The organism is Nitrospirota bacterium, assembly GCA_035516965.1.
Lineage (GTDB): Bacteria > Nitrospirota > UBA9217 > UBA9217 > UBA9217 > MHEA01.
In genome coordinates this window covers 1-23124 of the sequence record DATIZR010000036.1, presented here as the reverse complement: position 1 = coordinate 23124, position 23124 = coordinate 1, and the positions used below count along the sequence as shown (strand labels likewise).

The following is a 23124-nucleotide window of genomic DNA, read 5'->3' as shown; positions in this document are numbered from 1 at the left end:
TCTCTGCAATAGTCAGGTTTTTCCAGATGGGCGGTTTCTTCATGTTCCCTATTCTACTCGTGCTTGCGGCCGGTCTTGCCATCGCGTACGAACGCTGGGTTCAATTAAACCGTGCCCGGGAGGCAAATAAAAAAACCTGGGACGTGCTGTATCCGGAGCTGGTCAAGGGAGAGTTCGATAAAGCCCGGGAACTGGCCAACAAGGACAAATCCAGCATGGCCCAGATGCTGGGGATGGGATTGGCGCGCCAGGGTGCGGTCAGGCGGCGGGAAGATATCGAAATCGCCATGGAAGAGAGCATGATGGAGATCATTCCCGAACTGGAAAAACGCACTCCCTACCTTGCATTGTTCTCGAACATCGCCACCCTCTTCGGACTGCTCGGCACCATCATGGGCCTCATCCAGGCCTTCGCCGCGGTTGCCACGGCGAGCCCCGCCGAGAAGGCCGCCCTGCTCGCGGCCAGCATTTCGGAGGCCATGAACTGCACTGCCTTCGGCCTGATGTCCGCGATCCCGCTGCTCCTGCTCCATGCCCGCCTGACAACGACCACGGGCCAGATCGTGAACAGCCTGGACATGGCATCGGTAAAGGCGCTCAATGCCATCTCCAATTTCAGCAAGTACCACCTTGACAGGAGCTGATGATGGCCAGACACTTTCACTATAAAAGGAGACGGGGGCAGGAACCACCCGCAACGGACATCATGCACGTCCTGAACCTGACGCCCATGATGGATATTCTTACCGTTCTGGTCGTCTTCCTGCTCGTCACGGCCGTCTTTATGAGCATCACGGTCATGGAATTGAGCATCCCGACGAGCGCCGACAGGCCTGCTGCAGGAAAGCCGAATATCGCCATCGAAGTGATCATCCGCAAAACCGGGCTGCAGATCTCCAACGGAACGACGGTGCAGGCGACGATCCCGAAAAAAGGCGATGTATACGATATCGAGGTGCTGTCCAAAATGCTCGTTCGCCTGAAGGAACAGTATCCCGAGAAGCAGGACGCGACGGTTCTGACGGAGCCGACGATCGAATACGACTACCTGATCCAGGTCATGGATGCGGTCCGCGTTGCCGAGGTGCGGTCGGAGGGAAACAAAGAGGCCAGAAAGATCGTCCTCTTCCCGAACATCTCCCTAGGAGACGCCCCATGAGAGACAACCGGCGGATGAAACGCATGGAGCGCACCAACAGAAAAGGGCAGATCACCGGTCTCGGTCTGAACCTTATACCCATGATGGATGTTCTAACCGTTCTGGTCTTCTTTCTGCTTTTTCACTCGTTCAACGGTGATATGCCGGAAGCAAGGATCAAACTGCCGGATTCCGTTGTGGAGACCAGGCCGCGGGAAACGGTGCACATCGTGGTCACCCCCGAACTTGTGCTGGTCCAGGGCGAAGCCGTGGTCAGCACTTCCAAGCTTCTCAATGACAGCAGAGAGACCGTTTATGAAGTAGCAGAGCGGTTGAAACAGCTGGAACCCTATCTTCCCATAACGGCCGCCGAAAACAAGGAACTCACGCTCCTTGCCGATAAAACGGTTCAGTTCAAGGTGCTCAAAAAAATAATGTCGACCTGCACGGCTTCTGGATACGGAAGGATCTCTCTCGCCGTTGTTCAGAAAGCCGCAATAAAAAATCTGATGGAGCTGCCGTGACTACATCCCTCTTAGCAGAGGAACTGGCCCGCCTTCGCGAGCAGATCGGGCACGTCCGCCGAAAACAGGAAGCGCTCACGGGCGAGCTGCGCCTGGTCGAGGCGGAGCTCGAGAGGCTTTCCGCTGACAGGCCGCGGTTCGATGCATTGCAGGACGTCTGCAGCGCCCTCGACAAGCTGAAGGAACTGAAAGCGGATGAACTCTTCTGGGAAGGCGTTGCGGAGGCCCGGCAGGCCGCCGGACACCGGGAACGCGTGAAGAGTCGGGTCGCCCGCTTCGAGGGGGAGATACGCGGAATTCTCGAAAAACAGGCATCCCTCAAGGATCAGATCAACCAATGCCTCGATGAACTCTCCCTCCTCGATGAAGAAGTACGAGATGCGTACGGCCGTGAAGCGCGGCGCGAGGAAGAGTATGTCATAGAGCGGGAGATCTCCCCCGTTCCTGATCGCGCGATGAGCATGCCATGGTCCGGAGAGTCTGAGAGCGAAAGGCACTTCCGCAAAGCCCTGCTTGTCGCCTTGTTGCTCGCTTTCTTTCTGGGCACGCTGATCCCCCTGTTGAAAATGCCGGTGCCCGTCCGGCCGGCCGTGGTTGTGGTCCCGGAGCGTCTGGTCTCGATGCTGAAAAAGGAGCCGCCCAGGCCCGAACCGCCCAAAGAAGAAAAAAAACCCGTGAAAGATCAGGAAGAAAAAGCGCCGAAAGAAGACCGGCCCGAACCAACCATCCAGGAAACACAGGCCGCGCGAAAAAAAGCAGAGGGTACAGGGCTCCTGGCCCTCAAGAATGACTTTAAAGATCTGATGGACGAGACTCCTGCTGCGCGGCTCGGCACCGGGGCGCGTCTTAGTAACCAGCCGGCCGCCGGGTCAGCCCAGGCCAGGACGTATCGATCACTCGTCGCCATGCCGTCAACGGGCGCCGGATCCAGCGGCGGTATCGGCAGTGCCGAAGTCAGCCGCACTATCGGCCACGATCATGGCGATCGAATCGGCGGTGTGGGCCTTGCACCGGTACAAAGTACGGTTGCCGTGCTGGAGGAAGAGGCGAGACCGGTCAGTTCCGGGCCCGGGCCGGCGCGAACCGACGAAGAGATCCAGATCGTCTTCGATAAATACAAGGCAACGCTCTATCGCATTTACAATGCTGAACTTCGCAAGAACCCCACCCTGCGCGGCAAGATCGTCCTGCGCATCACCATCGAGCCTGGCGGAGAGGTGTCACTCTGTACGGTGCAGTCGAATGACCTGGCGTCTCCGGACCTTGTGGACCAGATTGTGGCGCGAGTCAAGAAGTTCAACTTCGGACCGAAGGAGAAGGTTCCTCAGACCATCATTCTGTATCCCATTGATTTCCTGCCCGGTGGCTAGCGCATGAGGCTGGTGACGGGAGAGCGTGGCTGCGACAAGGCAATCCCGCGACTTGGCAATATGGCCGGATTCATCCGGAGAGGCCTTATCTCGATCCAGAAGTGTGGGTCAGCTATGGGGGTACATCACGGTAACGCAGAAAATCAATCGCGAAACTTGAGGCTTTGGACAAACTATTTCATTCCCGCCGCCTCCACCATTTTAACCTCCAGTATCAGTAATATTTTGATGATACAGTATATCAAATCAAACAAATGGAGCTAGACACGATAACTCGATGTTGTCACTTACCCATAGGATTTGAAGCGTGCGATACCATAGATTGTTGGTGAGGTCGGCGACACGGTGCGTCTTGGCAACAAATACGGACGGTAACTTAAAGTGTTTCAAAAATGGAACTGCAATAATACTATTGCGTGCAAAGCGGCACAGGTGAAGCGACAGAAGTTACACACACGCTTCATTTCATCTCTTTCGCACGATTGATAAGGCGTTCCAGAATTGCCCTTGTGAGACCTGGCCCTTCTGATGTCCGGAATATCGCTTGGGCATGAGCAGAGCCCCTTACGATAAGCACATCATTTTGCGTGCCAGGAGAGTCCTTTGCCATTTGCCGCGCTGCTCCAGCCATGCCTTCTCCTTCGCTTGCCACAAAAAGCTTGGGCGCCGTTCCGCAACCGCTTACGTCTCCGGCGCCGGACAGAAGGATCAACTGGTCCCACTGCTGCGGAGATCGTGCCATCGCCGACAGGGCCGTGCTTCCGCCGGCGCTCGCGCCAATCAGCCCGGTTGCCTTCAATCCGTATCTCTCCCGAAGAAAGGAGTGCGCCGCAAGGATATCGTCAGGCTCCACCTCTTCAAGAGCCAACGCCACGATACCGTTCTTTGCGATATCAATTGCCAACGGGGTCCAACTCGCAGCGTCATAGATTGCTCCATGAGAAAGGATGACTCCATAAGAGCCTTTTCCCCAAAGCAGGCCATGCACCGTTCTGCCATGAAACGTGAATTGCACTGCAACAGGATTATCATCCTGTGCGGCTTGCGCTGATAGTGCAAATACCGATGACATGGCTATGAGAAATAAGGTCGTCATGATTCTTGTTTTCACTCTATCCGCCTTGATAGTTGGTTCGCTTGAGACTTACGATAGCATGGTCTTCGCTTTAACCTTCAAATGCCATAGAAACTCGACTTTCGGCGGTCTTTGCCAGACCTTCTGTCAGTTCCACTTCTCCTCTCTGGCCCTCGATAATTGGGATCATTGATTTTTCTTCGATCCTCAGTAGATCTTCGTTCCATCCAAAACCTCGCCTTAGTCTAATCGTTCTTAAGTAACCACGCGCAGCAGCCCAGGATGCAGGGTCATGCCTGAATGTTAAATAGAATATTGCCCGACATCAACACAGCGCAGATTGACAGACTTGACCAGAAAGGAGAACAAACATCGCTTGATCGTCAAGAACTCAAGCCTTTCCGTTCAAGGATACCATGGCGGTATCATCATCCCGGAACACCTCTATATATTTAATGAGACCGGTCATCTTGAAAATATCACGGTGGAGCTTGCTTACCTCGGTGAAGCAAACTCGACAACGGCATTCCGATGTCTTCTGTAGAACACTCACCAGGATCGAGATCCCGACGGAGTTGATGACTTCGACGCTTGAAAAGTTTATAATGAACTTCTTAAAGCCTCTGTCAAGAAACCGTTCGCTGACCTTTTCGATCCGATGTGCTCCCAGGTCGGCAAGGTACCCTTTCGGCGTCATGATGGCTACATCCCGCTCTGCTTTTGATGATAAAGAGAACTTGACCACGAAATACTATCTCCCTCTTGAACACTTTCCGTTACAGCCGGTCGGCGAACGTACGCATGCCGAGCGAATACCGAAACGCGAATAACCAGGGCGACGTGCCGTCTCCTCAGGATGCTACCTTCACTTTATTTCTTCCGCCTTTTTTTGCTTCATACAAAGCAGCATCGGCAGCCTCAATAAGTTGCTCTATCGTACTGATCGTCGCATGCGGGACATCTGCAATGCCGATACTGATAGTAATTTTTATATCGCCAACGCTCGGGAACGCATAGGATGACATGGCTTTCCGGATCCTTTCCCCGACTACCAGCGCTTTTTCTTTCGATGTATTGGGGCTCAATATGGCAAACTCCTCGCCGCCCCAGCGCGCGACCGTATCACTCTCCCGCATATTGTCTTGAATGATTTTAACCGTATCACGAAGAACGTGATCGCCGGCTATATGCCCGCACTTGTCATTCACTTTCTTAAAATGGTCGATATCAAGCATTAAACAGCTCAGAGGAAATTGGTATCTCATCGCTCGTTTGAACTCACTGGCGAGAACAGTCTCAAAGCGTCTTCTGTTATAAAGACCCGTCAGGGGGTCCACGTGCGCAAGTGTCTTAACGCGCGACAGCATCTCTTCAAGACGGCGCGTCTTCTGCTTCAGATTGTCCCACTCGGTCTTCGTCCTCAGCCGTGCACAGATCAAGGCACTTAATTCCTCGTGATTGTAGGGTTTCGGGATATAGTCATCGGCACCGGCCGTTAGACCCATAATCTTGTCCGAAGGAGAACTCTTATTGGTCAACATGATGATCGGAATGCCGCTCGTATCCCGATTCCGTTTGAGACTGCGACAGACCTGCGTGTCATCCGTGTCAGACGATGGACGATCAAGGAGGATCACATCGGGATTGTCTCTCTTCACGACACTCATCACCGATGATCCCTCTGCTAACAGGAGAACCTCATGACCGTTGCTCTCGAGAAAATCTTTCATGATGCTTGCCTGCGTGAGATCGTCCTCAGCGAGAAGTATTTTTGTCTTGCCCATAGATCGTTCCGGCAGGTCCTCACATTTCATACGTACTTCCTCCTTGCACCGGGATTAATGATGCCTTCCGGGAACTTGTTGATCACGTTGAGTTTCCATGGTACTTTGCCCGCTTGCGATCCCAGCAACAACATCCCTCATATCCCTACCCCTGCCGCATGAATCAGGGGATACCCCCACCCGTCAGCCATTGGTAAAGGATTCCGCCGTCCTCGACTGCGTGGCTGATGCGATGACCCAGTTCCGCTCCTGCCTGATTCACTTACTTTTTATATCAACTGCAACACTCGCTGCATCCTCGACAATACCCTTCTGAATCGTGAGCAATAACTCCCAAGCCCCTCCCATCGAATAGTATATGTCATCTACTTCATATACACCCTTCCCTTTCTCCTTTACCTGTGTTTCTTGCGGAGAACCATGGCCGTGAATTGACATCCAGGGCACCACTCTGACCGTAGCACCTTCCACGGCCGCTCCGGACCCGGCATCCTTGACGGTTAGTATGATCCTGTTTGAACCCACGACAGGCTCGGCTGGCTCGGTTTGCATCGCGAAAATAAAGGCCCCTTTCTTGGTCCGATGATCTGTGCCTGCGGCAAAAGTTAATCCCGAAATGGCCAGCACTAAGATCGTCACGATAAGCAGCAATCTCCTCATCATATGTTCCTCCTAACACCCGTTAAGGTTCAATTCGAGGATTCAAGGGTGGATATTCTGGGCTGAGCAGGCCGTGGAATACGGAACCGACTAAATAAGCACCACGGCTAATTTCAAGTCCGCACCGAAACTGTGCCAGACATCCCCGACCTTCTATTTCATGAGTTTCTGATATTTGCCGGGATATTGCCTCACGAAATTATCGAATGCGACTGGCCCCATGAATTGTCTTGCCAATTCCAGCTTGTCCTCACCGTTATCCCAGTCACCGTCCATGATCGCAATTATCTTTACTATGAGACCCACGGGATTCTCCAGTCCCGCCGTATTTCCATTTTTCGTTGAATTTTGGACAACGGTATCGATTTCTTTCACGTAGTATTCCGCTGGTTGACGAATAATCACATGGTCTTGTCCAGCAGCAGCAATATATTCCCGCACCAGTTTAATTTTGTACATGCCATCTTTATCAATCCAATCTCGCAGACTGAAATCCGTGCCCCCGCCTGCTTCTGGCGATGAACCTGCAGCGAGCAGAAATATCGATAAAATTAGCATCTTGAAGAATCCTGACCGCAATTTCATCGTGAGCCATGCCTCCGTTTCGCGCATAAGGATTTTGTGAATCCGCATTTCAAATGATGCATTGATAACCGAGCAATCATCCTTTTTGCGTTTAGAATAAGTATAATGGAATTGTTCTCGGAGTTAAAGCAGAAAGAAAAGAAATTAGAGGGTATTATTCAAAAATTCCAATTTACTGCAACATATTGTTCCTACGGAGGCTGTCCCTGGCTCTGCCTCATCAAAACGATACACGATCATTCGAATGGTAAGGACAGGAGCGACGTCATTACCTGCGAGCATGTGGACCTGTGCCGCCAGCAGAAAATGAAGATGAACGAGCTTCAGCAGAGCTCCGGGGGGGCACAATCTCAGGAACTCTTCGGTTTTATCTGGCTTACCGACGAGACCGGAAGCGATAGCCACTGCATCGAGCCTTTGAGGTGTACTTCGACATCTGAGACTTCGATCAATACACCGGTATAGAGCACCCCGTTGGCGATCACTTCCACTTCTTTTCCAATCATGCTTTGCAGTTCAGGCATAGTTCCTCCTTCAGAAAGATTAACCCAGAAACTTGACGTTCTTTGCGAGCTTTGCGACTTTGAGAGAAAACCTTTCGACTCATCGGGTTGAGAGCCTAAATTTCCAGCCTTCCCCAGGTCTCCTTCCGGTACCGCCACAGCAAGAGCGACATACGGACGAGCCAGTCCACGATCATGACCGACCAGACGAGGCGGATCCCCGCGTGGAACACGGCCGCGCACAGTGCCGCTACGGGCAGCCGTACCAGCCACATCCCCGCGATGGTCGCAAACATGATGAAGCCCGTGTCCCCGGCTCCCCGAAGCGACCCCCCCACGACCATGGTGATGGCCAGCGGGATCTGGGCAAAGGCCACGATCTTCATGTAGAGAATACCATACTTGATCACTTCCTGGTCCCTGGTAAAGGCATGCAGGAGAGCGTAGGGAAAGAAAAAGAAAACAAGCCCCATCCCCGCCATGACGATCACGGCCAGCCGGTTGGCCTCGTAAGCAGAGATGCGCGCGTGCTCCGGTTTTCCGGCGCCCAGGTTCTGGCCCACCATGGTAGCCGCCGCAACAGCGATGCCGTAGCCGGGCATGAATGAGAATGCCTCGATGGCGAGGCCCACCTGATGCGCGGCGTACACTGTTGTTCCGTAAAGCAGGATCACCTTCGCGAACACGAGGGAGCCCGTATTCTGGAACAGCCGGTCTATGAAGATCGGATAGCCCAGCTTGTACATCATGGCGGTGTACTTCATCTCAAAGGATTTTCGGATGACGATATATTTCCTCCGAAGCGAACGCGCGAACAGGAACGCGGCGCCCGCGCATTCCGAGATGGAAATCGCGATGGCCGCGCCCTTTACGCCCAGCCTGGGGAAGCCGAGATAGCCGTAGATGAGGGGGTAGGCAACGAGCACGTGCAGAATATTGACGATCAGGGTGGCGTACAGCGGGGTCTTGGTATCGCCGGTGCCCTGCATGATGCCGGACAGAACGTTGACGGCGATCGTAAAGAAGATGAAGCCGAACAAGATATGCGTGTATCCTGCCAGGATATCCTGCACTTCACCTGACGCTCCGAGAAGCGCGGCAACGGATGGCCCGAAGAAAAGGCCAAAGGCCGTGATGAAAGCGGCTACAGCGACGGCAATGAGCATAGCCTGATAGGCGGCCGTTGCGGCATCCGCCCGCCGTCCGGCGCCCCAGAGCTGGGACACGAGAACCGTTGCGCCCACGTTGATGCCCCAGGACGCGCTCATGACCACGAAGACCAGGACCTGGGCAATGCCGACAGCCGCGATGGATGAAGCACCCAGGCCGCCGACCAGGAAGATGTCCACGATGCCCACGGCCCGCTGGAGCAGGCTGGAGAGGACCACGGGAATGGCAAGGGAGAATACCTGTTGGCGGATGTTTGGCTGCATGGTCCGGTATTTCAGAGAGGAAAGAATTTAACCGCGAAGTCGCGAAGGACGCGAAGGAAGTCAGGCGGCCGGGTACCGAAACTCTCCAGTGCCGCCTCTGTAACGGTGCTCTTGATCCGGGGCTCCTGCTGCGCATAAACGCCCGCGAACAAATCCGATCAGCATATCCTCGGCAATTGCTCGCCCTGGAGCATGTCGATGATACGGTTCCCGCCGACAGAGGTCTCGAGCAGCACCATGCCCGCGGGCGATTCTGCAACCTCGCCGATGATCACGGCATGCCTGCCGTGCTCGTGCCCCTTCATGGCCCTGAGGATCCCCTCCGCGGCGCCATTATCTACCACGGCGATCAGGAGACCTTCGTTGGCCACAAAGAGCGGGTCGAGTCCCAGCAGGCTGCAAGCGCCCTTCACGCCCGGCGGAATGGGCAGGTCTGTTTCCCGGATGCGGATGCACAGCTTGGACTCAAGAGCGGCTTCCTTGAGCGTCGTTGCCAGGCCGCCCCGGGTCGGGTCGCGCATGAAATGGACCTTCTCGGAGGCCTCGTACATGCTCCTCACCAGGCCGTTCAGGGCGCGCGTATCGCTCACGATCGGAGGATCAAAGGTCAGGCTGTTCCGTTCGGCAATGACCGAGACTCCGTGGCTACCGATCTCGCCGCTGATGATCACAGCGTCCCCTTTCCCGATGCGCGAGGGGGAAATATCCCGCCCGTCACGGAGTATGCCGATGCCCGAGGTATTGATGAAGATGCCGTCGGCCTTGCCCCTGTTCACGACCTTGGTGTCGCCAGCCACGATCCTGACACCCGCCTTTGACGCCGCAGCCGCCATGGATGCGATGATCTTCTGGAGATCGGCCACGGGAAAGCCTTCTTCGATCACAAAGCCCGTGGTCAGATACAGCGGTTCCGCGCCTGAGACAGCCAGGTCATTGACCGTGCCGTTCACTGCAAGCTCTCCGATGTTGCCGCCGGGAAAGAAGAGCGGCGTGACCACATAGGAGTCCGTAGTGTAGGCAAGCCTCCCCTTCGGAACGCTGACAATGGCCGAATCGCCTGCCCCCTCGACGCCGAAGGCGGGGCTGATATGCTTCCGGATCAGCTCGTGCATGAGCTTGCCGCCGCTGCCGTGACCTAACAGGATCCTGTCCATGAAGAAGCCCCGCTAAACATAAAATAAGTTTCGCGCAAAGCCGCAAAGAAAGGCATGATCGCGAATATGAAACCTTGGCCCTTTGCGTCTTTGCGCGAGATGCCTGTAGTGCTCTTGATGTATCATTCAATACTTTCCGTATTTGTAATATGCCGCGCAGCTGCCCTCGGTGCTCACCATGCACGGGCCCACGGGCGCGTCCGGCGTGCAACCCGTCCCGAAGAGCGGACACTCGGTCGGGATCTTGACCCCCCGGAGAATGTCGCCGCAGGAGCAGAGCTCGGGCTCGGTCGCGGTAGACGCGGGCGGATTGAATTTTCTGTTCGCGTCGAATGACGCGTATTCATCGCGCAGCTTGAGCCCGCTTTTCGGCAGGACGCCGATTCCCCGCCAGTAGGCGTCGGCCGGTTCGAAATATTTTTCGAGCAGCGCAACGGCCCGCGGGTTCCCCTCGTCGCGGACCGCGGTCCGGTACTGGATCTCCACGCTCGCGCGCTTTTGTGCGATCTGCCGAACGATCATCAGGATGCCTTCGATGATCTCCCTGGCCTCGAATCCCGTGATCACCGACGGTTTCCGGTACTCCCTGGCCACGAAGTCATAGGGTTTTCTGCCGATGATCGTGCTGACATGTCCCGGGAGGATGAACCCGTCGACCTGTACGTCCGGGGAATCGAGGAGCGCCCTGAGGGCCGGCGGAACGAGCTTGTGGGAAACGAAGACGCTGAAGTTCCTCGTGCCCATCTGTTCGGCATGGGCGATCGTGCCCGCGATGAGCGGTGACGTGGTCTCGAACCCGGTCGCGAAGAAGACGACCTCGCGGTCCTTCTCCAGCTGCGCGAGCTGGAGCGCGTCCATGGGGGAATAGAGCACGCGGATATCCGCGCCCGTGGACCGCGCTTCGAGCATGGACTCGGTCCCGCCCGGAACGCGCATCATGTCACCGAAGGTCGCTACGATCACGCCGGGGTTCCTGGCGATCGCAATGGCGGCGTCGACGTCATGGACCGAGGTCACGCAGACGGGGCACCCCGGACCGCTCAGCAGGGTGATCTCCTTCGGGATGACATCGCGGATCCCGTGCCTGAAGATCTCGACCGTGTGCGTCCCGCAGACCTCCATCAGTTTCAGGTCCCTGCCGATGCCCCTGGCCAGCAGGTGGAGTTCATCAAGCATTATTTTCATACTTACGCTCCCGGCTCGGTCCGCGGCCCGCCCTCGAAGGTCCTTCCCGGGGGCGGGCCTGCCTTTTTCAGTCTTTCTCTCACCAGGTAGGCCTGCCCCAATGAGATGCCGCCGTCGTTGCAGGGCACCTTCCGGTTGGTGTACACGTTCATTCCTCCGGCGGACAGGGCCTTCACTGTCCTGTTGAGGAGATAAAGGTTCTGGAAAGTACCGCCGCTCAGTGCCGCGGACCTGATCCCGTATCGTTCGCTGAGGTCAAGGACCATCCTCCTGACGACCGAGGCTAGGGTGTTATGGAACCGCGTGGAAATGACTTCCCGGGCAAGGGCATGTCCCATATCGGTAATCATGCAGGCTATCGACGGGCCAAAATTTACGACAGTATACCCGTTTTCAGCATCCAACTCAACGGGATACTCCTCTTCGATGCCCTCCCGCGTAAGGGCCTCAAGAGCCATTGCGGCCTCGCCTTCAAAGGTGTTCCGATCGCACACGCCCAGGATAGCGGACGCCGCGTCAAACAGCCTCCCCGCCCCCGAAGCGAGCGGCGCGAGTTCCGCGGTGGCAGCCACTTTCATGACCTGGCTGACGCGGTCCTCACCGTATCGTTCCATGAATCCGATGCGTTCAAGCACGTCCCCGGCCTTCTCACCCGACGCCTGGATGACCAGGCTTATTGCCGTTCTCCATGGCTCCCGGATGGCCGATTCGCCGCCGGGCAGCGGAATATACTTGAACTGCCCTGCCCGCTCGAAACCGTCCAGATGGGCAACGAGGAACTCCCCGCCCCATAGATTGCCGTCCGTGCCGTATCCTGTTCCATCAAAAGCCACGCCGATGACCTTGCCCGTAAGACCGTGCTCAGCCATAACGGAGCCGATATGCGCGTAATGGTGCTGGATACCGTAGAGCCTAGCCTCCTGCTCCCTAGCCCACCTGGTCGAAAGATACCCCGGATGCAGGTCATGGGCTATGATCGCCGGCTCGGACCGGTACACTGTCTTGATGTTCGCCAGGCTTTCTTCGAAGAACTTCAGCGTCTCGTAATTTTCCATGTCGCCGATGTGCTGGCCCGGGATTGCAAACCTTCCCTTCGTGATCGTGAAGGTGTTCTTGAGGTCCGCACCGCAGCCCAGGACATCTGGCCCCTCATCAGGGAGCTCGATCGGGTCGGGAGCGTATCCGCGGGAACGGCGGAGAAAGGAAAGCTCGGAGTTCTGAGATGGACGTTCGGAATTTACTTGATCCCGCACTCTGACGACCGAGTCATCCACCCGCATGAAGATGTCCCGGTCATGCAGAAGAAAGCCGTCAGCGATATCGGACAGTTTCTGCAGGGCTTCGTCATTGTCACGGACAATCGGCTCTTCGGAAAGGTTGCCGCTCGTCATGACGAGGGCTTGGAAATGGGGCATGGTCACTTCACTTCCCGAAGCGCCGAGCGGATGAAAAAAGAGGAGATAGTGCAGCGGCGTATAGGGAAGCATAACGCCGATGAAGCGGTTGTTTGGAGATACGGCTTCCGGGAGACCGTGACCGGCCTTTTTCGCCAGGAGAACGACCGGTCGGCGGTTCGACCGAAGCATGTCCTTTTCCCGTTCGGATATGATGCTGAATTGCGCGGCGGCATCCACCGATGCCGTCATGACGGCAAAAGGCTTATTGCTTTTTCGTTTTCTCTCGCGAAGACGCTTGACCGCCTCGTCATTGCGCGCGTCGCAGGCAATATGAAATCCGCCGAGGCCCTTCACGGCCACGATCCCGCCTTGCCTTAATATGGCAACCGCCTCTTCAATCGCGTGCCTGCCTTCGAGACCGGACTCAGAACTCCGGGGTCTGAATTCAACCCGCGGTCCGCATGCCGGACACGCGTTCGGCTGGGCGTGAAATCTCCTGTCCCGCGGGTTTTCATATTCCTGCCGGCATTCGGGACACATGGCAAACGGCGCCATGGTCGTGTTCGGCCTGTCATAGGGCACGGAACGGGTGATGGAGTAACGGGGGCCGCAGTTCGTGCAGTTGATGAAGGGGTAGAGGTACCTGCGGTCAACCGGAGAGAGGAGCTCCTTCAGGCAGTCGTCGCACACCGATACATCGGGGGACACCAGCGTAAACGGCAGATTTGCCTTCCCGTCGATGCTCTCGCGGATGCCGAAGTCGGGATAGCCATGAGGGGGCAGGTTGGTGACAACGACATCGGTGATCCGGGACAGCGGCGGTGCTTCGGGGGTGAGACGGCCGAGGAACTCGGGAACGCGGGCGCCTTCAACGTCGATGATCACGCCTTCGCTCGTGTTGGTCACATAGCCTTTGAGCTGCAGGGCTTCGGCAAGGGTGAAGACATAAGGCCTGAAGCCGACTCCCTGGACGACCCCTTTGACTATGATATGAGCCCGTTCAGCCATTGCGCCCATGCGTCGATCCCGGCGCCCGTTGCGCAGGAGACCTCGAAGATCTTCAGCTGTGGATTGAGGGCCAGGGAATCGTTCCGGACCTTGTTGATGTCCGTGTTCATATACGGGAGGAGGTCGATCTTGTTCAGGACCAGCGCCGAGGACTCGCGGAACATGAGCGGATACTTGAGCGGCTTGTCATGACCCTCGGCGACGGAGAGGACCATCATTTTCCTGTCCTCACCGACCCTGAATTCCGCTGGACAGACGAGGTTCCCGACATTCTCGATGATCAGGAGGTCAAGTTCCTTGAGCGGCAGCTCGTCCAGGACCTCGTTGATCATGTTCGCGTCGAGATGGCATGCGCCACCCGTGTTGATCTGGACCACGGGGATGCCGTGCGCCCCGATACGCTCCGCGTCGTCGCTGCCCACGATGTCGCCCTCAATGACGCCGATCCTGAGATGTGGCTTGAGCGCACCGATCGTCCGCTCCAGAAGCGTTGTTTTGCCCGCTCCCGGGGCGCCCATGAGGTTCACAACATACACTCCGGCTTCCTGGAACCGCTTCCGGTTCTCTTCGGCGATACGGTCGTTGGCTTCAAGGATACGCGTGACGACTTTGACCTTCATGAGTGAACTTCCCCTTTTATGAATGATTGCCGAACCGGGACGGGTGTGTCAAACGGAATTCCGGGATGCTTCTCTGCGGCAGCTGCTTCACCTGCGGATAAACCCTTCCGTCAGGTGATCTCCATGTCCACGATCTCCATCTCACGGCCGTTCGTGATCTCGAAGGACCTTGAGCCGCAGTGCGGACAGGCGAAGACATATTGCACGTCGGGCACGGAGAATGGCTTCTTGCAGTCGTTGCAGGCTCCGCCGACGGGAACGTGTTCGATCGCCAGGCTCGCCTGTTCGGCCACGGTCGTGGCTTTGGCGGCATCGAACGCGAACTGAAGCGCGTCGGGAAGGACTCCCGCCGCCTTCCCGATGCGGAGTCTGACCGAATCGACCCTTTGGCCGCCGGCCTCGGAGCATTTCGCAACGATAATGTCCAAGATACTGAGAGCGAGAGCGGTTTCGTGCATGGCTTTTCCCGATTCGACGACGTCACGGTCGACTTTTTGGATTGCAAAACCGGCGTGCACGAGGACGTAGTCGCCCACCGTGGTTTTTTCGGGCATGAGCATCAGGCTCACCTTCTTCCTGGCCCCGAACACGTCGATCACAGCGAAGAGATCGTCTATGCTTACGATCTTAGAGGGGATTGCAAGACACATGGATATATCCGTTTCAGACGGAGATTCGATGACACCTGCTATTTATCGCACATCCGGCCCGCCCTGTCAAGGTCCGATGTTGCTCCGAGCGCCCCCATCCGTTTCAGTTCCTCCAGCACCAGTTCCCTGGCCCGGGGGAGGACCGCCTTCAGCTCTTCGCTCAGTTCCAGGGACCACGACGAAACATCCTTGGGCTGCACCCCGATGATCACCGTCTTCGGCTTGCCTCCCGTCAGTTCCGCCATGGTGAGCACATCGGTGAGGCTGATCTGGTGGAGGGAATATTTCTGTTCCGACGCAAAAGTGATGTCGTCCGGCGAGAACCGGAACAGCGAGCCGGGTGTATCTCCCGCCTGGACCACGTCGATGACGATCAGGCGGTCGATCTCCCTGAAAAGCGGGATCAGCTGATGGCTCACCGTCCCCGCCTCGAGCAGGGTTACGTTTTCCGGGAAAGCGGTTTCTTTGAGGGAATTGACGAGGTGGACACCGAAACCATCATCCGTAAGCAGGAGGTTGCCGACGCCGAGGATGAGAACTTTTTGGGGAGGCGCCGAGGCGCCTCCCCTGAGCTTTGAATCAGAATTCATCGTTAATGTTTTTTGAGCTTATAGCCGGTAAAGATCGAGCTGAAGGTCTTGTCCTTGTTGATCATGCTGATCGTGACGGCGAGGTACATGTGGATCAGCACAAAGATGATGAAATACCACATGAAGAGCGTGTGCCAGATCCGCGTGTACGATTCGCCGCCGAGCAGGTTGTTCACCCACTGGAAGCTTCCCGGGGCCTTGAAGACGCCGAAGATATTCCCGTGGTAGAGCGCGCCGCCGGTCAGGAAGGTCAGGACGATGACCACGCCGGTGAAGAGATACGCCAGGGCCTGGAGCGGGTTGTACTTGCGATAATCCTTGTGGGTACCCTTGATGAACAAGTAGTAGCCAGCGACATCGGGCACGTTCTTCAGGTTCTGGATGATGCTGAAGTCCCGCCAGTCGGCATCGAACGTCGACTTGAACGCCATGTAGATGCGGATCACCAGGCCCAGGATCAGCACATAGGCCGAGATGAAATGGAAGAACCTCATCGAGGCCATGATGGTACTCTCCGGCCCGCCGGCGATGAACGGCCAGTGAATATAGAGGCCGGTGAACACCAGGACCGCGATCGCGATGACCCTGATCCAGTGGTCGAGGATATAACCGATGCTCCATTCTTTTATCATTTTTTCCGTCATCATGTCCTCCTCACGAGACCTTGAAGTCCATGATCCGGTTCGACTCCGGATGGATCACATGGACGGTGCAGGCCAGGCACGGGTCGAAGGAATGGACCACCCGCAGGATCTCGAGCGGCTTTTCCGAGTTCGCGACCTGCGTTCCGATGAGCGCCTCTTCGATCGGACCGCGCACCCCGTTGTCGTCACGGGGGCATACGTTCCATGTCGTGGGCACCACGCACTGGTAGTTCTTGATCTTATGGCCGTCAACGTCGATCCAGTGGCCCAGGGCGCCGCGCGGGGCCTCCCAGAGACCGATGCCCTTTGCCTTATCCGGGATCTTGTAGTCCACATAGACCGCGGTGTTGCCGTTCTTGATGTTCGTGATCAGATCGATGCCCCACTGATACATGGAGTCGGCGACCATTTTGCATTCGAGTGCACGCGCCGCGATCCTGCCGATGATCCCGAAGAGCACTTGCGGCTGCCCGGGATGACCGATCTTTGCGAGCGTATCATCGATCAACTTCTTGGCGGTCGGCTGGCCTGAAGCATAGGCCACGACCATGCGGGCGAGGGCTCCCACTTCCATGGGCTTGCCCTGGAGCCGTGGAGCCTTTGCCCAGGTGTACTTCTTGCTCGGATCATAGCCGCTAAATTCCGGATCCGTCTCGCCTACGGCAGGGTTGAGCGGCTTCGAGCCCTTGTACCAGCTGTGCGCCGTGTGTTCCATCACGTCCTCGGGCTTGGCATCATGCACTTTCGGGAAGTCGGCCGCGAAGATCGCGCCCCTGGGCAGCAGCCGCTTCTTAGGATCGAAGGAAGCATCCTCGAACACGCCCCAGGACAGGAAGTTGGCAGGACCCTTGCCCACGCCGGCGGCGCCAAGGTAGTACGGAGCGATGGCGAGGAGATCACCGAGGAACACGTTGTCGATCCAGTCCTGCAGCTCTTTCACGCGGAAGAGGTAGTTCTTGAGGTCGTCCACGGTCGGGACATGGGTCACGCCGCCCGGAGGGCTCGTCATGGTCATCGGCATCCTTCCGCCGAAGATCGCGCTCACCTGGGACGCCTTGGCCTGCATTTCAAGCGCCTCGAGATAATGGGCGACCGCGATGAGATTGACGTCCGGCGGCAGCTTGTATGCTGGATGGCCCCAGTAGGCGTTCGCGAAGGGGCCAAGCTGGCCCGACTCGACGAAGGATTTAAGCTTGGCCTGTACCTTCTTGAGCGATGCCTCCTTGGGCTGGGCCTTGAGCGCCGCGGTCACATCGACATAATCGAGCGCGTTCAGGTGGTAGAACCAGAGGATGTGGGAATGCACGAACTGTGCGCCTTCGATGATGTTCCTGATAATGCGGCCGTTGTCCGGAATCTTCAGCTTGAACGCGTCGTCCATGCTCATGGACGATGCGTGGCCATGGGACGTGGGACAGACGCCGCAGATGCGCTGCGTAATATGCCAGGCGTCCCTCGGATCCCTGCCCTGCAGGATGATCTCGAACCCGCGAAACAGCGTTCCCGTCGTCCATGCATCCTTGACCTTGCCGCCCTCCACCTCGACATCGATCCTCAGATGTCCTTCGATTCTTGTAAACGGGTCTATGGTGATCCTGGCCATTATTTTTTACCTCCGTCGTTTTCTTTGGTCCTGCCCGAAGCAGCGGTCGCTACCGCATGAATCGCGACACCCGCAGCCGTTGCCACTGCCGCCACCGTTCCGATGGTATCGGCGCCAGCCTCGACACCACCCAGACCCGGGATCTTGACGCCCGGAAGTTTTTCATAGAAGCCCGCGAACTTGTCGGTCCAGCCGGGTTCCGCGCAGCCGATGCACGGGCCGCCGGCCTTGATGCACCAGCTTGTTCTGTTGTTGTACTGGATCTTCGGGCATGCCGAATAGGTCATCGGCCCCTTGCAGCCCATCTTGTACAGGCAGTAGTTCATGGCCTCTTCCTGGGTACCGAACTTCTCGACGAACCTGCCGGCATCGAAGTGTGCCCTTCGTTCGCAATTGTCATGGATGGTCTGCCCGTAGAACATCTTCGGTCTGCCGTATTGATCCAGGTCGGGGATCTTGCCGAGGAGCAGGAAGTTGACGACAACGCCGACAAGGTATTCCGGATTCACCGGGCAAAGGTCAAGGTTGACCAGGGGTTTGTTGATGTTCACCCGTGCCATTGCCTCTTTCACGCCGATGATCTGGGAAGGATTCGGCTTGGCCGCAGGCACACCGCCGGTCGTTGCGCAGCTGCCGATTGCCAGGATCGCGATTGCGGGAGCGGCATTCTCCTTGAAGACCTGGAGCATTTCCTTGTTCCCGATCATGCCGTGGCCCTTCTTGGTCGGGATGCCGCCTTCAACGATCAGGATGTAGCCGCCGGCCTTCTGGGACTTTTCAAGGATCTCGTCGGTCTGCTTGCCGGCAGCGGCCATGATGGTCTCGTTGTAATCAACGCTCAGGATATCGAGAATGACTTCGGCGGGGCTTGGGTACGTCGCTTTGATGAATGCTTCTGTGCATCCGGAATCGGACGCGAAGTTAAGCCAGATGACGGGTTGTTTCTTGGTTGCTTTTTCCAGGGCCGCCGCGATCTTGGGTCCCTGCAATTCCGTGAGGCCGATCAGGGCTGCCGTTGCACCGCAGTACTTCAGAAAATCTCTTCGATCGATACCGCGAAATTCCAATGCATCGAGAAACTGTTTGCTTACTTCATCTTGCTTTCCCATAGGCACCATCCTCCCTATAAAAGTTAACCACAAAAAGCATTCAAACGGATGTAATGCAATTGCTAGAAACCTAGAAACAAAGAGGTAGGACTGAGAAGACTTGATTATCAACCGGCGCTACTAATGGTGACAAAATTATCATAGAAACCGCTATTTGTCAAACTTATAATTCTATAAAATATATTAACCAAGGTTGCAAATTTAATTAACTTTGTACTTTGAGATGAGTCCGACACGGCATGTCGAGGCCCGCTGAATAGCGGGCTCACGGGGGATAAAATGTATGGAAGCATTATAGCATAGAATTGTACATGGTGACTCCAATCCCCCCTAAGAAGCATATTATTTTATTGGCCGGTACGTGCCCCTCACCCGCGGCATTGCCAGTGCCGGTAAAAGAGCCTTTCTCCTTGAAATACGGTTCCTTTTATACTATGATTATCCCATGGAAGAGCGGATCGGATCTGTGATCAAGTTTTTCGACAAGACCTCCATCGCCGCCGTCAAACTGGACTTCGGCGATCTCTCCGTGGGCGACACCATCCATATTAAAGGCAACAATACCGACTTTGTTCAGAAGATCGAGACCATGGAGTTCGACCATGCGCGCGTCCAGAATGCCAGCCGCGGCCAGTTCACCGGAATCAAGCTCTCCCAGCCCGCAAAACCCTTCGACCTGGTTTACAAGATAAACGGGTAGACTCCGCGAACATGCTGACCTATATCGTAAAACGCACTTTGCTGATGATCCCCATCCTGTTCGGCATCACCGTGCTGAGCTTTGCCGTGATGCGCCTAGCTCCCGGCGGCCCGGCAGAGGCACAGATGGAGTTCTCATCTCGGGCATCTGCAGAGGCGCGGGAGAGACTCAGAAAGCTGTACGGTGCGGACCAGCCCTTCCATAAACAGTACGCGACGTGGCTCAAAAAGTTCGTCACCCTCGATTTCGGCACCGCCTTTGCCGACGGCAGGCTGGTGAAGGACAAGATCCTCGAGCGGCTTCCCATCACACTCACCATCAACGCCCTGTCGCTCGGTCTCGTGCTGCTGATCGCCATACCCATCGGCATCATGTCAGCGACCCGGCAATACTCCCTCATCGACCGGTTCACGACAATGTTTGTCTTTATCGGTTTTTCCACGCCCTCGTTCTGGCTGGCACTGCTGCTCATTTACGCCTTCGGCGTCCAGTGGGGCCTTCTCCCCATATCAGGTCTGCACAGCCTCGATACGACCGGACTGTCCCGCTGGGGAAAACTCATGGACGAGTCCCGGCACCTGATCCTTCCCGTGTTTGTCTCGGCCTTCGGGGGGCTCGCCGGATTCTCCCGGTACGTGCGGAACAACATGCTCGAGGTCATGAGACAGGACTACATCAGGACGGCGAGGGCAAAGGGGCTGCCCGAAGGGTCCGTGGTATACAAGCATGCGCTGCGCAATGCAATCATGCCGGTCATTACCATCCTGGGCCTCGTGCTCCCCTCGCTCATCGGCGGGAGCGCCATCATGGAGCAGGTCTTCGGCATCCCCGGCATGGGCCAGTTGATGTTCCAGGCCGTCCTGTCCCGTGACTACAACCTGGCTATGGGCATCCTCGTGCCAGCCGCCTTCCTGACCATGGCCGGCAATTTCCTGGCTGATATCGGGTACGCTTTCGCGGACCCGCGGATCAGACTTCGCTGATGCAGCCTCCGGAGTCAAGCATGCGGGACGACGGGCAGAAACAGGCATCGCCTGTGCAGAACAGGCGGAAGGTACCCATGGCTTCACGCAGTGAATCCTTCGCAACCCTCACCCTTCGCTCGCTCCTGAGCAACCGCCTGGCGGTCATCGGAGTGATCTTGGTGGCTCTCGTCTTCATCCTGTCGATCTTCGCCCCGCTGTTCGCTCCCTTTGATCCCTCGGCCATCGATATCAGGAACATCCTCGTGGGTCCGGGCTTCGCGCATCCGCTCGGCACGGATGATCTGGGGAGGGACGTTCTCTCGAGAATGCTCTGGGGCGGGAGGGTCTCGCTCGAGGTCGGTTTCGTCGCGGTCGGGATCGCAACGATCATCGGTATGATCCTCGGTTCTCTGGCGGGTTTCTACGGGGGCTGGATCGACAGCGCCATCATGCGGGCGGTCGACATCATGCTGAGCATCCCCACGATCTTCCTGGTGCTCGCCGTGATCGCCATCCTCGAGCCGAGCATCATTAATATCATGATCGTCATCGGCCTCACGAGCTGGATGGAGCCCGCCCGGCTCATTCGCGCTGAGTTCATTTCGATCAAGGAGCGCGAATTCGTGCTCGCGGCCCGCGCGATCGGCGCGGCCGACAACCGGATCATGCTCCGGCACATCCTGCCCAACGGCCTCTCGCCGATCCTCGTGTCCGCCACCATGGGGATCGGAGCGGCCATCCTCATTGAATCGGCGCTCAGCTTCCTCGGCCTCGGCGTTCAGCCGCCCACCCCCAGCTGGGGGAGTCTCCTCTCCGCGGGCAAGGACAATATCGAGATTGCCTGGTGGCTTTCCGCGTTCCCCGGCCTTGCCATTCTCCTCACCGTTCTCGGCTACAACCTGCTTGGCGAAGGCATCCGCGACGCGCTCGACCCGAGACAGAGGGAGTGAGTCGCATAGAACTGCCGAGCTAAACTCGCGGCTACGCCCGGGTGAATAGAAAAAGATATGCTGTAGTATTTGAAATAAAAAAGCTCCTTCTCTACAATGGTGCCGCTGTTCGGGTGGCCATCATAAGAAAGGAGCAACCAGGTGAAAGAGGGTTTAGCACACACAGTCCATGAATTTAAATGTCATGTTAGTACAATTGGCACTCGATGACATATATTCTCAATCATCATCTGATATCTAGGAGAAACATCTCATGAATATGCTGAGACTTCAGAGTCCAGTTTATACGATCGATAACGAGTTGTTGCTTCCTCAAGGAACTGTGCTTTCATCTTCTACAATAGACATTCTCGTCTCATCAGGGAAGATCGTTTCCCAAAAAAAATTCTCCCTCTTACGTCACGCTACAGTTAAAAAGGATATTCGCCATTTTCTCGGCCGGCCTCCTTATGACATAATATTTTCGGGAAAGGGGAAAATCACCGCTCTTTTTGATTTGATGAGTAAGGTTCAATTACCCCGTCCCCTTTTGCGTTCGCTTGACTATTTCTATCAGAATGACTTCGATACCTATAGACACACTCTGATGGTCTTTGCCCTGTCCATTCTCTTAGCCAAAGATCTCATACAGGACCGCAAGAAGTTGATCCAGGAGATATCAACCGGGCCGACCCATGACATCGGCAAAGTATGCGTTCCTTTGCCCATCTTGAAGAAAAATATCCCTCTCACCCGAAATGAACTCGGAATCCTTAGACATCACTCGGCTGCAGGATATGTTTTGCTTTGCCATTACCTTCATGACAAGCAGAGCCTTGCTGCCAGGATAGCGAGAGATCATCACGAGCGGAGGGACGCTTCGGGATATCCTCGCGGCATTCATCTGAATGACCACATGGTAGAGATCATTGCTACCTGTGACGTATACGATGCGCTTGTTTCACCGAGACCCTATAGACTACGTTCGTATGATAATAGGACTGCTTTGGAGGAAATTACCAGGATGGCAGAAAGAAACGAGATAGGCTGGAGTGTTGTTAAGGCCTTGGTAGCTCATTATCGCAAGGCGAAGATTCACTTTGGCGAGACCAGAATCTCAAAGGAAAAAAGGGGCATCCCTCCTCCCGGCAATTTGCACGGTATCATAGCAGATGAAGGGGGACGGTCAAAAGATGTTTGATAGTGCACCATTCTCAGTGCTTTTCCTCATTTTTCTTACCCGCCCCAATCCACTCGACAATTGCGGCTATACTATATGAGTGGCTATTATTTTTATCGATTATATGCAGCTTTACTATCAAGAGGTTGCCAAGACCGCTGTCCCGGCGGTGACCGGCGGGAAGTTCGTCCAGATCAGGAAGGGAGCGTCGCTCTATCTTGTTTTTTCACCCACGGAGTTTACGAAATACCACGCTAACATCGTTGAGCGGTTCTGCATGGACAAGGGGATAGAGGGGCGCTACGATGCGGAACGGAA

The 23124-nt window shown here is 56.1% G+C and carries 25 protein-coding genes; 9 read left to right on the top strand and 16 right to left on the bottom strand.

Annotation, left to right across the window (positions count from 1 at the left end; genetic code table 11):
- Nucleotides 1–41 precede the first annotated feature (41 nt).
- The 4 genes from VL197_04245 to VL197_04230 are packed head-to-tail and all read left to right on the top strand — an operon-like array spanning nucleotide 42 to nucleotide 3032.
- Nucleotides 42–644, top strand: a complete 603-nt coding sequence (locus VL197_04245) for a MotA/TolQ/ExbB proton channel family protein (protein HUJ17183.1) — start codon at nucleotides 42–44, stop codon at nucleotides 642–644.
- A 2-nt stretch (nucleotides 645–646) separates the two neighbouring features.
- Nucleotides 647–1159, top strand: coding sequence for a biopolymer transporter ExbD (locus tag VL197_04240; GenBank protein ID HUJ17182.1), 513 nt, complete (start codon nucleotides 647–649; stop codon nucleotides 1157–1159).
- Nucleotides 1156–1662, top strand: a complete 507-nt coding sequence (locus VL197_04235) for a biopolymer transporter ExbD (GenBank protein HUJ17181.1) — start codon at nucleotides 1156–1158, stop codon at nucleotides 1660–1662. Before VL197_04240 ends, VL197_04235 begins: the two co-directional genes overlap by 4 nt.
- Entirely contained in the window at nucleotides 1659–3032 is a 1374-nt protein-coding gene (locus tag VL197_04230) for an AgmX/PglI C-terminal domain-containing protein (GenBank protein HUJ17180.1), read from the top strand. The genes VL197_04235 and VL197_04230 overlap by 4 nt, the downstream gene beginning before the upstream one ends.
- 460 nt (nucleotides 3033–3492) lie before the next feature.
- On the opposite strand, the gene VL197_04225 is transcribed toward VL197_04230, so the two are convergent.
- From VL197_04225 to VL197_04150, 16 genes are all read right to left on the bottom strand, one after another.
- Nucleotides 3493–4143, bottom strand: coding sequence for an alpha/beta hydrolase (locus tag VL197_04225; protein ID HUJ17179.1), 651 nt, complete (start codon nucleotides 4141–4143; stop codon nucleotides 3493–3495).
- Nucleotides 4144–4498: 355 nt separating this feature from the next.
- On the bottom strand, nucleotides 4499–4852 hold the full coding sequence (locus VL197_04220) for an STAS domain-containing protein (GenBank protein ID HUJ17178.1): 354 nt from the start codon (nucleotides 4850–4852) through the stop codon (nucleotides 4499–4501).
- Between the two features lie 106 nt (nucleotides 4853–4958).
- Nucleotides 4959–5921 carry a diguanylate cyclase gene (locus VL197_04215; GenBank protein ID HUJ17177.1) on the bottom strand — a complete coding sequence of 321 codons (963 nt, stop codon included), beginning with the start codon at nucleotides 5919–5921 and terminating at the stop codon, nucleotides 4959–4961.
- Nucleotides 5922–6149: 228 nt separating this feature from the next.
- Entirely contained in the window at nucleotides 6150–6554 is a 405-nt protein-coding gene (locus VL197_04210) for a FixH family protein (GenBank protein ID HUJ17176.1), read from the bottom strand.
- Between the two features lie 150 nt (nucleotides 6555–6704).
- A complete protein-coding gene (locus VL197_04205; GenBank protein ID HUJ17175.1) occupies nucleotides 6705–7163 on the bottom strand; it encodes a hypothetical protein in 459 nt (152 codons plus the stop codon).
- Between the two features lie 323 nt (nucleotides 7164–7486).
- On the bottom strand, nucleotides 7487–7660 hold the full coding sequence (locus tag VL197_04200; protein ID HUJ17174.1) for a hypothetical protein: 174 nt from the start codon (nucleotides 7658–7660) through the stop codon (nucleotides 7487–7489).
- A 95-nt stretch (nucleotides 7661–7755) separates the two neighbouring features.
- Nucleotides 7756–9072, bottom strand: a complete 1317-nt coding sequence (locus tag VL197_04195; protein HUJ17173.1) for an MATE family efflux transporter — start codon at nucleotides 9070–9072, stop codon at nucleotides 7756–7758.
- A 158-nt stretch (nucleotides 9073–9230) separates the two neighbouring features.
- On the bottom strand, nucleotides 9231–10226 hold the full coding sequence (gene hypE, locus VL197_04190; protein ID HUJ17172.1) for a hydrogenase expression/formation protein HypE: 996 nt from the start codon (nucleotides 10224–10226) through the stop codon (nucleotides 9231–9233).
- Between the two features lie 126 nt (nucleotides 10227–10352).
- Nucleotides 10353–11411, bottom strand: a complete 1059-nt coding sequence (gene hypD / locus VL197_04185; protein HUJ17171.1) for a hydrogenase formation protein HypD — start codon at nucleotides 11409–11411, stop codon at nucleotides 10353–10355.
- Between the two features lie 2 nt (nucleotides 11412–11413).
- Entirely contained in the window at nucleotides 11414–13816 is a 2403-nt protein-coding gene (gene hypF / locus VL197_04180; protein HUJ17170.1) for a carbamoyltransferase HypF, read from the bottom strand.
- Nucleotides 13792–14436 carry a hydrogenase nickel incorporation protein HypB gene (gene hypB, locus VL197_04175; GenBank protein HUJ17169.1) on the bottom strand — a complete coding sequence of 215 codons (645 nt, stop codon included), beginning with the start codon at nucleotides 14434–14436 and terminating at the stop codon, nucleotides 13792–13794. The genes hypF and hypB overlap by 25 nt, the downstream gene beginning before the upstream one ends.
- 110 nt (nucleotides 14437–14546) lie before the next feature.
- On the bottom strand, nucleotides 14547–15086 hold the full coding sequence (hypC, locus tag VL197_04170) for a HypC/HybG/HupF family hydrogenase formation chaperone (GenBank protein ID HUJ17168.1): 540 nt from the start codon (nucleotides 15084–15086) through the stop codon (nucleotides 14547–14549).
- A 38-nt stretch (nucleotides 15087–15124) separates the two neighbouring features.
- Nucleotides 15125–15676: a HyaD/HybD family hydrogenase maturation endopeptidase gene (locus VL197_04165; protein HUJ17167.1), complete on the bottom strand. Its 552-nt coding sequence runs from the start codon at nucleotides 15674–15676 to the stop codon at nucleotides 15125–15127.
- 2 nt (nucleotides 15677–15678) lie between these two features.
- Nucleotides 15679–16323 (bottom strand): Ni/Fe-hydrogenase, b-type cytochrome subunit, encoded by a 645-nt coding sequence (cybH, locus tag VL197_04160; GenBank protein HUJ17166.1) that lies wholly within the window; start codon nucleotides 16321–16323, stop codon nucleotides 15679–15681.
- Nucleotides 16324–16330: 7 nt separating this feature from the next.
- Complete coding sequence (locus VL197_04155) at nucleotides 16331–17923, bottom strand: nickel-dependent hydrogenase large subunit (protein ID HUJ17165.1); 1593 nt, start codon at nucleotides 17921–17923, stop codon at nucleotides 16331–16333.
- Complete coding sequence (locus VL197_04150; GenBank protein HUJ17164.1) at nucleotides 17923–19032, bottom strand: hydrogenase small subunit; 1110 nt, start codon at nucleotides 19030–19032, stop codon at nucleotides 17923–17925. Before VL197_04150 ends, VL197_04155 begins: the two co-directional genes overlap by 1 nt.
- A 466-nt stretch (nucleotides 19033–19498) precedes the next feature.
- Between VL197_04150 and VL197_04145 the strand changes: the two genes are divergently transcribed.
- The 5 genes from VL197_04145 to VL197_04125 all read left to right on the top strand — a co-directional run.
- Nucleotides 19499–19732 carry a translation elongation factor-like protein gene (locus VL197_04145; GenBank protein ID HUJ17163.1) on the top strand — a complete coding sequence of 78 codons (234 nt, stop codon included), beginning with the start codon at nucleotides 19499–19501 and terminating at the stop codon, nucleotides 19730–19732.
- A gap of 11 nt (nucleotides 19733–19743) precedes the next feature.
- The gene (locus VL197_04140) at nucleotides 19744–20715 is read left to right on the top strand and encodes an ABC transporter permease (protein HUJ17162.1); all 972 of its coding nucleotides are present in this window, start codon (nucleotides 19744–19746) and stop codon (nucleotides 20713–20715) included.
- A 77-nt stretch (nucleotides 20716–20792) separates the two neighbouring features.
- Complete coding sequence (locus tag VL197_04135; protein ID HUJ17161.1) at nucleotides 20793–21647, top strand: ABC transporter permease; 855 nt, start codon at nucleotides 20793–20795, stop codon at nucleotides 21645–21647.
- Nucleotides 21648–21900: 253 nt separating this feature from the next.
- A complete protein-coding gene (locus VL197_04130; GenBank protein ID HUJ17160.1) occupies nucleotides 21901–22827 on the top strand; it encodes an HD domain-containing phosphohydrolase in 927 nt (308 codons plus the stop codon).
- A 79-nt stretch (nucleotides 22828–22906) separates the two neighbouring features.
- Nucleotides 22907–23124: hypothetical protein (locus VL197_04125; GenBank protein HUJ17159.1), on the top strand; the 218-nt coding region annotated here is incomplete at its 3' end.

What these genes read in the sequence shown, in the direction of transcription:
- VL197_04245 (HUJ17183.1), top strand. Translation starts at nt 42, where the DNA reads ATGTTCCCTATTCTACTCGTGCTTGCGGCCGGTCTTGCCATCGCGTAC.
- VL197_04240 (HUJ17182.1), top strand. Translation starts at nt 647, where the DNA reads ATGGCCAGACACTTTCACTATAAAAGGAGACGGGGGCAGGAACCACCC.
- VL197_04235 (HUJ17181.1), top strand. Translation starts at nt 1,156, where the DNA reads ATGAGAGACAACCGGCGGATGAAACGCATGGAGCGCACCAACAGAAAA.
- VL197_04215 (HUJ17177.1), bottom strand. Translation starts at nt 5,921, where the DNA reads ATGAAATGTGAGGACCTGCCGGAACGATCTATGGGCAAGACAAAAATA.
- VL197_04210 (HUJ17176.1), bottom strand. Translation starts at nt 6,554, where the DNA reads ATGATGAGGAGATTGCTGCTTATCGTGACGATCTTAGTGCTGGCCATT.
- VL197_04205 (HUJ17175.1), bottom strand. Translation starts at nt 7,163, where the DNA reads ATGCGCGAAACGGAGGCATGGCTCACGATGAAATTGCGGTCAGGATTC.
- VL197_04200 (HUJ17174.1), bottom strand. Translation starts at nt 7,660, where the DNA reads ATGCCTGAACTGCAAAGCATGATTGGAAAAGAAGTGGAAGTGATCGCC.
- VL197_04195 (HUJ17173.1), bottom strand. Translation starts at nt 9,072, where the DNA reads ATGCAGCCAAACATCCGCCAACAGGTATTCTCCCTTGCCATTCCCGTG.
- hypE (HUJ17172.1), bottom strand. Translation starts at nt 10,226, where the DNA reads ATGGACAGGATCCTGTTAGGTCACGGCAGCGGCGGCAAGCTCATGCAC.
- hypD (HUJ17171.1), bottom strand. Translation starts at nt 11,411, where the DNA reads ATGAAAATAATGCTTGATGAACTCCACCTGCTGGCCAGGGGCATCGGC.
- hypF (HUJ17170.1), bottom strand. Translation starts at nt 13,816, where the DNA reads ATGGCTGAACGGGCTCATATCATAGTCAAAGGGGTCGTCCAGGGAGTC.
- hypB (HUJ17169.1), bottom strand. Translation starts at nt 14,436, where the DNA reads ATGAAGGTCAAAGTCGTCACGCGTATCCTTGAAGCCAACGACCGTATC.
- hypC (HUJ17168.1), bottom strand. Translation starts at nt 15,086, where the DNA reads ATGTGTCTTGCAATCCCCTCTAAGATCGTAAGCATAGACGATCTCTTC.
- VL197_04165 (HUJ17167.1), bottom strand. Translation starts at nt 15,676, where the DNA reads ATGAATTCTGATTCAAAGCTCAGGGGAGGCGCCTCGGCGCCTCCCCAA.
- cybH (HUJ17166.1), bottom strand. Translation starts at nt 16,323, where the DNA reads ATGATGACGGAAAAAATGATAAAAGAATGGAGCATCGGTTATATCCTC.
- VL197_04155 (HUJ17165.1), bottom strand. Translation starts at nt 17,923, where the DNA reads ATGGCCAGGATCACCATAGACCCGTTTACAAGAATCGAAGGACATCTG.
- VL197_04150 (HUJ17164.1), bottom strand. Translation starts at nt 19,032, where the DNA reads ATGGGAAAGCAAGATGAAGTAAGCAAACAGTTTCTCGATGCATTGGAA.
- VL197_04140 (HUJ17162.1), top strand. Translation starts at nt 19,744, where the DNA reads ATGCTGACCTATATCGTAAAACGCACTTTGCTGATGATCCCCATCCTG.
- VL197_04135 (HUJ17161.1), top strand. Translation starts at nt 20,793, where the DNA reads ATGGCTTCACGCAGTGAATCCTTCGCAACCCTCACCCTTCGCTCGCTC.
- VL197_04130 (HUJ17160.1), top strand. Translation starts at nt 21,901, where the DNA reads ATGAATATGCTGAGACTTCAGAGTCCAGTTTATACGATCGATAACGAG.